General features: G+C 39.0%; 5 protein-coding genes and 1 other RNA gene. All 6 read left to right on the forward strand.

Annotated elements, in window-relative coordinates; all coding sequences use genetic code 11:
* The first annotated feature begins 47 nt into the window (after positions 1-47).
* The 6 genes from eno (at position 48) to ssrA (ending at position 6,052) form a co-directional block, all read left to right on the forward strand.
* Positions 48-1,352 carry a phosphopyruvate hydratase gene (eno, locus tag CD152_RS04880; RefSeq protein WP_012656433.1) on the forward strand — a complete coding sequence of 435 codons (1,305 nt, stop codon included), beginning with the start codon at positions 48-50 and terminating at the stop codon, positions 1,350-1,352.
* 93 nt (positions 1,353-1,445) lie between these two features.
* Positions 1,446-1,679: a preprotein translocase subunit SecG gene (gene secG / locus CD152_RS04885; RefSeq protein ID WP_012656434.1), complete on the forward strand. Its 234-nt coding sequence runs from the start codon at positions 1,446-1,448 to the stop codon at positions 1,677-1,679.
* A gap of 96 nt (positions 1,680-1,775) precedes the next feature.
* Entirely contained in the window at positions 1,776-2,516 is a 741-nt protein-coding gene (locus tag CD152_RS04890) for an alpha/beta hydrolase (protein WP_086038295.1), read from the forward strand.
* A 12-nt stretch (positions 2,517-2,528) separates the two neighbouring features.
* Positions 2,529-4,850, forward strand: a complete 2,322-nt coding sequence (gene rnr, locus CD152_RS04895) for a ribonuclease R (protein WP_101140381.1) — start codon at positions 2,529-2,531, stop codon at positions 4,848-4,850.
* Positions 4,851-4,860: 10 nt separating this feature from the next.
* Positions 4,861-5,322 carry an SsrA-binding protein SmpB gene (smpB, locus tag CD152_RS04900; RefSeq protein WP_012656437.1) on the forward strand — a complete coding sequence of 154 codons (462 nt, stop codon included), beginning with the start codon at positions 4,861-4,863 and terminating at the stop codon, positions 5,320-5,322.
* A gap of 371 nt (positions 5,323-5,693) precedes the next feature.
* Positions 5,694-6,052, forward strand: a transfer-messenger RNA (tmRNA) gene (ssrA, locus tag CD152_RS04905).
* The last annotated feature ends 108 nt before the right edge of the window (positions 6,053-6,160 follow it).

Consider the following 6,160-nt stretch of genomic DNA (forward strand, 5'->3'; position numbering starts at 1 on the left):
AATCAATAATAATAAGTAAGAACACAAATTGAGAGGAGTTTTTATAAATGCCAATTATTACAGATGTATATGCACGCGAAGTATTAGATTCAAGAGGTAATCCAACAATTGAGGTAGAAGTATTCACTGAAAGTGGTGCACTAGGGCGTGCGTTAGTACCTTCAGGTGCTTCAACTGGTGAACATGAAGCAGTTGAATTACGCGATGGCGATAAAGATCGCTACATGGGTAAAGGTGTTTTAAAAGCTGTAGAAAACGTTAATGAAATTATCGCACCTGAGATTATTGAAGGTGACTTCTCAGTACTTGATCAAGTATCAATCGATAAAATGATGATCGCTTTAGATGGTACAGATAATAAAGGTAAATTAGGTGCCAATGCAATTTTAGGTGTATCAATCGCTGTAGCACGTGCTGCTGCTGACTATTTAGGTGTACCTTTGTACAAATATCTAGGTGGATTTAACGGTACTGAATTACCAGTTCCGATGATGAACATCGTTAACGGTGGTTCTCACTCTGATGCACCAATCGCATTCCAGGAGTTCATGGTATTACCAGTAGGAGCACCAAACTTCAAAGAAGCATTACGCTGGGGCGCTGAAATTTTCCACAACTTAGCGAAAATCTTAAAAGGCCGTAATTTATCAACTGCTGTAGGTGATGAAGGTGGATTCGCACCGACATTTGAAGGTACTGAAGATGCTGTTGAAACGATTTTAGAAGCGATTAAAGCTGCAGGACTTGAGCCGGGCAAAGATGTATTCTTAGGATTTGACTGTGCTGCTTCTGAGTTCTTCGAAAACGGTGTGTATGACTACGCTAAATTTGAAGGTGAAAACGGTAAAAAACGTACTTCTTCTGAACAAGTAGATTATTTAGAAGAATTAGTAGACAAATATCCAATCATCACAATTGAAGATGGTATGGATGAAAATGACTGGGAAGGCTGGAAAGCATTAACAGATCGTTTAGGCAATAAGGTACAACTTGTTGGTGATGATTTATTCGTTACGAACACTAAGATTTTAGAACGCGGTATTAACGAAGGCGTTGGTAACTCAATCTTAATTAAAGTGAACCAAATTGGTACTTTAACTGAAACGTTCGAAGCAATTGAAATGGCACAAAAAGCAGGTTACACTGCAGTTGTTTCACACCGTTCTGGTGAAACTGAAGATACTACAATTGCGGACATCGCAGTTGCAACAAACGCTGGACAAATTAAAACAGGTTCATTATCACGTACTGACCGTATTGCGAAATACAATCAATTATTACGTATTGAAGATGAATTATTTGAAACTGCAAAATTTAAAGGTTTAAATGCATTCTACAATTTAAATAAATAATTGCATTTATAAAGGAGAGACGTGACGACGTCTCTTCCTTTTTTTATGTATATATGGTAAAATGTTAAGAGTTATCATATAGGAGGACCACTCATGAATACGCTATTAACCGTTTTATTAATCATAGATTGTTTCGTATTAATCACAGTTGTACTTTTACAAGAAGGTAAGAGCAGCGGTTTATCAGGTGCCATCAGTGGCGGTGCTGAGACACTTTTCGGTAAACAAAAACAACGTGGTGTAGAATTAATATTAAATAGAATCACAATTGTTGCATCGGTATTATTGTTCTTAATTACTATTGCTATTGGTTACTTTAATATTTAACACAGGTCCGGACAATCGCGTTCGGGCTTTTTTATTTTAAATCTGTGCGCAAAAAACTTACAATAGTAGATGAGGATATTAAAAGGAGAATGTATTATGAAAATAAGATTACCAGAACCGTTCTTTTTTGAAGAGGGAAAAAGAGCAGTTCTATTATTACATGGGTTTACTGGGAATTCATCAGATGTGAGACAACTTGGACGATTCCTGCAGAAAAAAGGTTATACAAGTTATGCACCACACTATGAAGGTCATGGAGTACCCCCAGAAGAACTGCTTGCATCTAGTCCTCATGTATGGTGGAGCCAAGTCCTAGAAGCTTATGATTTCTTAGTAGAAAAAGGATATAATGAAATTGCAGTAGCAGGACTATCGCTTGGTGGTGTCTTCGCTTTGAAGCTGGCGCAATATCGTGATGTGTTAGCTGTAGCTACAATGTGCAGCCCGATGTATATTAAGACGACTGGCAATATGTATGAGGGTGTCCTGGCATATGCAAGTGAGTTTAAGAAACGTGAAGGTAAATCAAAGGTACAAATTGATCGTGAAATGGAAGCTTTTCATCCGACAGATATGCTTGTAGATTTACAAAAGACGATTCAAGATGTCCGAGATACAGTAGATAATGTATACGCGCCACTGTTTGTAGCTCAAGGTAGACTGGATACGATGATTAATCCGGATTCGGCGAACATTATCTACAATGAAGCAGAAAGCGATGACAAAGAATTGCATTGGTACGAACAAAGTGGTCACGTTATAACAATAGATAAAGAAAAAGAACAGTTATTTGAAGATTATTATCAGTTTTTAGAACAATTAGACTGGTCAAATTAAAGGAGGAATTATATGCATCTGTATGAACATGAAGTAATTGCATATTTAAAATCATTAAAGGGTAGTGCAGTTACGATAGAAGCACTAGAAGCGCATCTAAATCTTGAGAGTGCAGATGCATTTAAAGATTTAGTTAAAACGCTTGTACATTTAGAACAAACAGGAAAGTTGAGTCGCACGAAAAACGATAAGTACTTCATTGCATTTGATGGCAGTAAAGCGCTCGTAAAAGGGACACTTAGTCAGCATAAGAAAGGTTTTGCATTCGTAAGAGCAGAGGACGAAACAGTAGATGATGTATTTATTCCACCGAATAAGATTAATCGTGCCATGGATGGAGATACGGTACTTGTGAGCGTATCAAAGGCGCGAGATGGTCGTAATGAAGGTGAAGTAAAGGCAATTGAAAAGCGTGCGATCACTCAAGTTGTCGGCACCTATACTGAAGCGAAACATTTTGGTTTTGTATTACCGGATGACTCAAGAATTACACAAGATATCTTTATTCCAAAAGGTAAAAATTTAGGGGCAGTTGAAGGTCATAAAGTGCTTGTAGAACTGACGGAATATGCTGATGGCACGAATAACCCTGAAGGCATGGTGAAAGCCATTCTTGGTCATAAAAATGACCCTGGTGTGGATATATTATCGATTATTTATCAGCATGGTATTAACATTGAGTTTAATCCGGCGACGATTGAAGAAGCAAATAATGTTCCGGATGAAATAAGTGCATCTGAAATCTCCGGACGCACGGACTTACGTGACGTGCTGACGATTACGATTGACGGAGCTGACGCAAAGGACCTTGATGATGCGATCAGTGTTGAGAAACTGGATAATGGGAATTACCGTTTAATCGTCTCTATTGCAGATGTCAGCCATTATGTAACAGAAGGATCTAGTCTTGATGCAGATGCGTATGAACGTGGTACGAGTGTGTATCTAGTCGACCGCGTAATCCCGATGATTCCACATCGACTTAGTAATGGTATATGCTCGCTTAATCCACACGTTGATCGATTGACACTCAGCTGTGAAATGGAGATTACGTCGAATGGTCATACGGTCAATCATAGAATTTATGAAAGTGTTATACATTCGGACGAACGTATGACCTATGATGATGTGAATGCCATATTAGAAGATAACGATCAGGCACTCATTCAAAAGTATGCGCACATTCATGAAATGCTCCTACATGCAAAAGAACTTGCTGCAATACTCAAACGCATGCGTGAAGCACGTGGGGAGATTGATTTTGATTTAAAAGAAGCGAAGATATTGGTAGATACAGACGGTGTACCGAGAGAAGTTGCAATACGTGACAGAGGATTAGGTGAACGTTTGATCGAGTCATTTATGCTCGCAGCAAATGAAACAGTTGCTGAACACTTTGCGAAGATGGAAGTACCGTTTCTCTATCGCGTACATGAAGAACCGAAAGCGGACCGCTTAAAACGATTCTTCGAGTTTATTACGAATTTCGGTATTTTAGTTAAAGGTGGTACGGAGAATATTCATCCGAAAACTTTACAGAATATCGGTAAGGAAATTCACGGCAAACCAGAGGAACTCGTAATATCTACGTTAATGCTGCGCTCAATGCAGCAGGCGAAATACGCTGAAGAAAATTTAGGTCATTTCGGACTATCAGCAGAATATTATACGCACTTTACATCGCCGATACGACGTTACCCGGATTTAATCGTACACAGACTGATTCGTAAATATTTGATTGAGAAATCAATGAATGATAAAGCACAGGATTACTGGGCAGAAAAACTTGTTGAAATAAGCGACCATACATCTAAACGAGAACGCCGTGCAATCGATGCAGAGCGTGATACTGATGATCTGAAAAAAGCAGAATATATGGTACAGCATATCGGAGAAGAATTTGATGGTATCATTAGTAGTGTTGCGAACTTCGGAATGTTTGTCGAACTTGAGAATACGATTGAAGGTATGGTTCATAACTCAAATATGACAGACGATTACTATAACTTCGATGAACGCCACATGGCTATGATTGGTGAACGTCACGGTAAAGTTTTCCGAATTGGACAGAAAGTGCGTGTAAAAGTCGTTAACGTAAATGTTGATGAACGCATGATCGACTTTGCGATTGTCGGAATGGATATGAAAAAGATTGAAGACAAAATTCGCGAAGTGAAAATTAAAGCGAAGCGCAATACGAAATCAACAAATGAAAAACCGCGTAAAAAAGGGCGCGGAAAAGCACGCGGTGCTGAGATGAGTAAAAACAAAAATAAAAAACCATTCTATAAATCTAAAGCAGTGAAAAATTCAGGACGCAGAAAGAAGAAGTAGAGGTGGCGTTATGCCTAAAGGGACAGGAAAAGTATTAGCACAGAACAGAAAAGCAAGTCATGACTATATAATTGAAGAGACGATTGAAGCGGGGATTGAATTAAAGGGAACAGAAATTAAATCTATCCGACGTGGGAGTGCGAATTTACGCGACTCGTATGCACGTGTGTATAAAGGTGAGGTGTTTGTATATAATATGCACATCGCGCCATATGAAGAAGGAAATCGATTCAATCATGACCCGCTCAGAACACGTAAATTACTGTTAAAACGTAAGCAGATTGATAAACTGTTCGGTCAGACACGCGAGCAAGGTTACACGCTGGTACCGCTTAAATTGTATATTAAAAATGGGTACTGTAAAATGCTGATTGGTGTAGCAAAAGGTAAGAAAGATTACGACAAGCGACATGCACTGAAAGCGAAAGAAGCGAAACGTGAAATGGACCGTGCAATGAAAGAAAGATATTAGAATAAGTGCGACCTGCTTATGTAGCAGGTCGTATTTTGATGTGTGAGATTATGATGAAGTAGCGACTGCTGCTGAAGATGGCTCATAAATAAAAAACATGAGCCAAGATGAATCTCAAGATGAAGGTATAGTGCTAAAGTTGGCTCATAAATAAAAAACATGAGCCAAGATGAATCTCAAGATGAGAATATACTGCTGAAGATGGCTCATAAATAAAAAACATGAGCCAAGATGAATACCAAGATGAGGGTATACTGCTAAAGTTGGCTCATAAATAAAAAACATGCGCCATCTTCAATACAATCATTTTTCTTGATACTCACTTATAATTTTGTTATATTAGAAAATGCTAGTTAGAAAATACTAACCACGGGGGCGTTACGGATTCGACAGGGGTCACTTGGGCTGGTATAGCGTGTCGGAGGGTTGTCTTCGTCATCAACACAACAGTTTATAATAACTGGCAAAACAAACAATTTCGCAGTAGCTGCCTAATCGCACTCTGCACCTCTCTCACGCATCGCCTATGTGCCTGATGTAGAGGTTCAACTTAAGTAGGATACGCTGTACACCTCCGCTTGGGGTCTGTACAGAAGAGATTAATCGAGCTAGTTATTAACCAGGATGTCTGTTTTCAGGTTAATAGCGAAACTTAATAACAGGACTACACACGTAGAAGTATCAGCTGCAGGATCCTTGGACGCGGGTTCGACTCCCGCCGTCTCCATACATAAACCTTTTAGCCTTATGGCACTGCACCCTTACTAAGGGAGCTCAATAAAAACACTATTTTCTAGGCTGCTAATTTCCTATATTCTATAGGGGATAAGTAGCCTAG

The organism is Macrococcoides caseolyticum (genome assembly GCF_002902665.1).
Lineage (GTDB): Bacteria > Bacillota > Bacilli > Staphylococcales > Staphylococcaceae > Macrococcoides > Macrococcoides caseolyticum.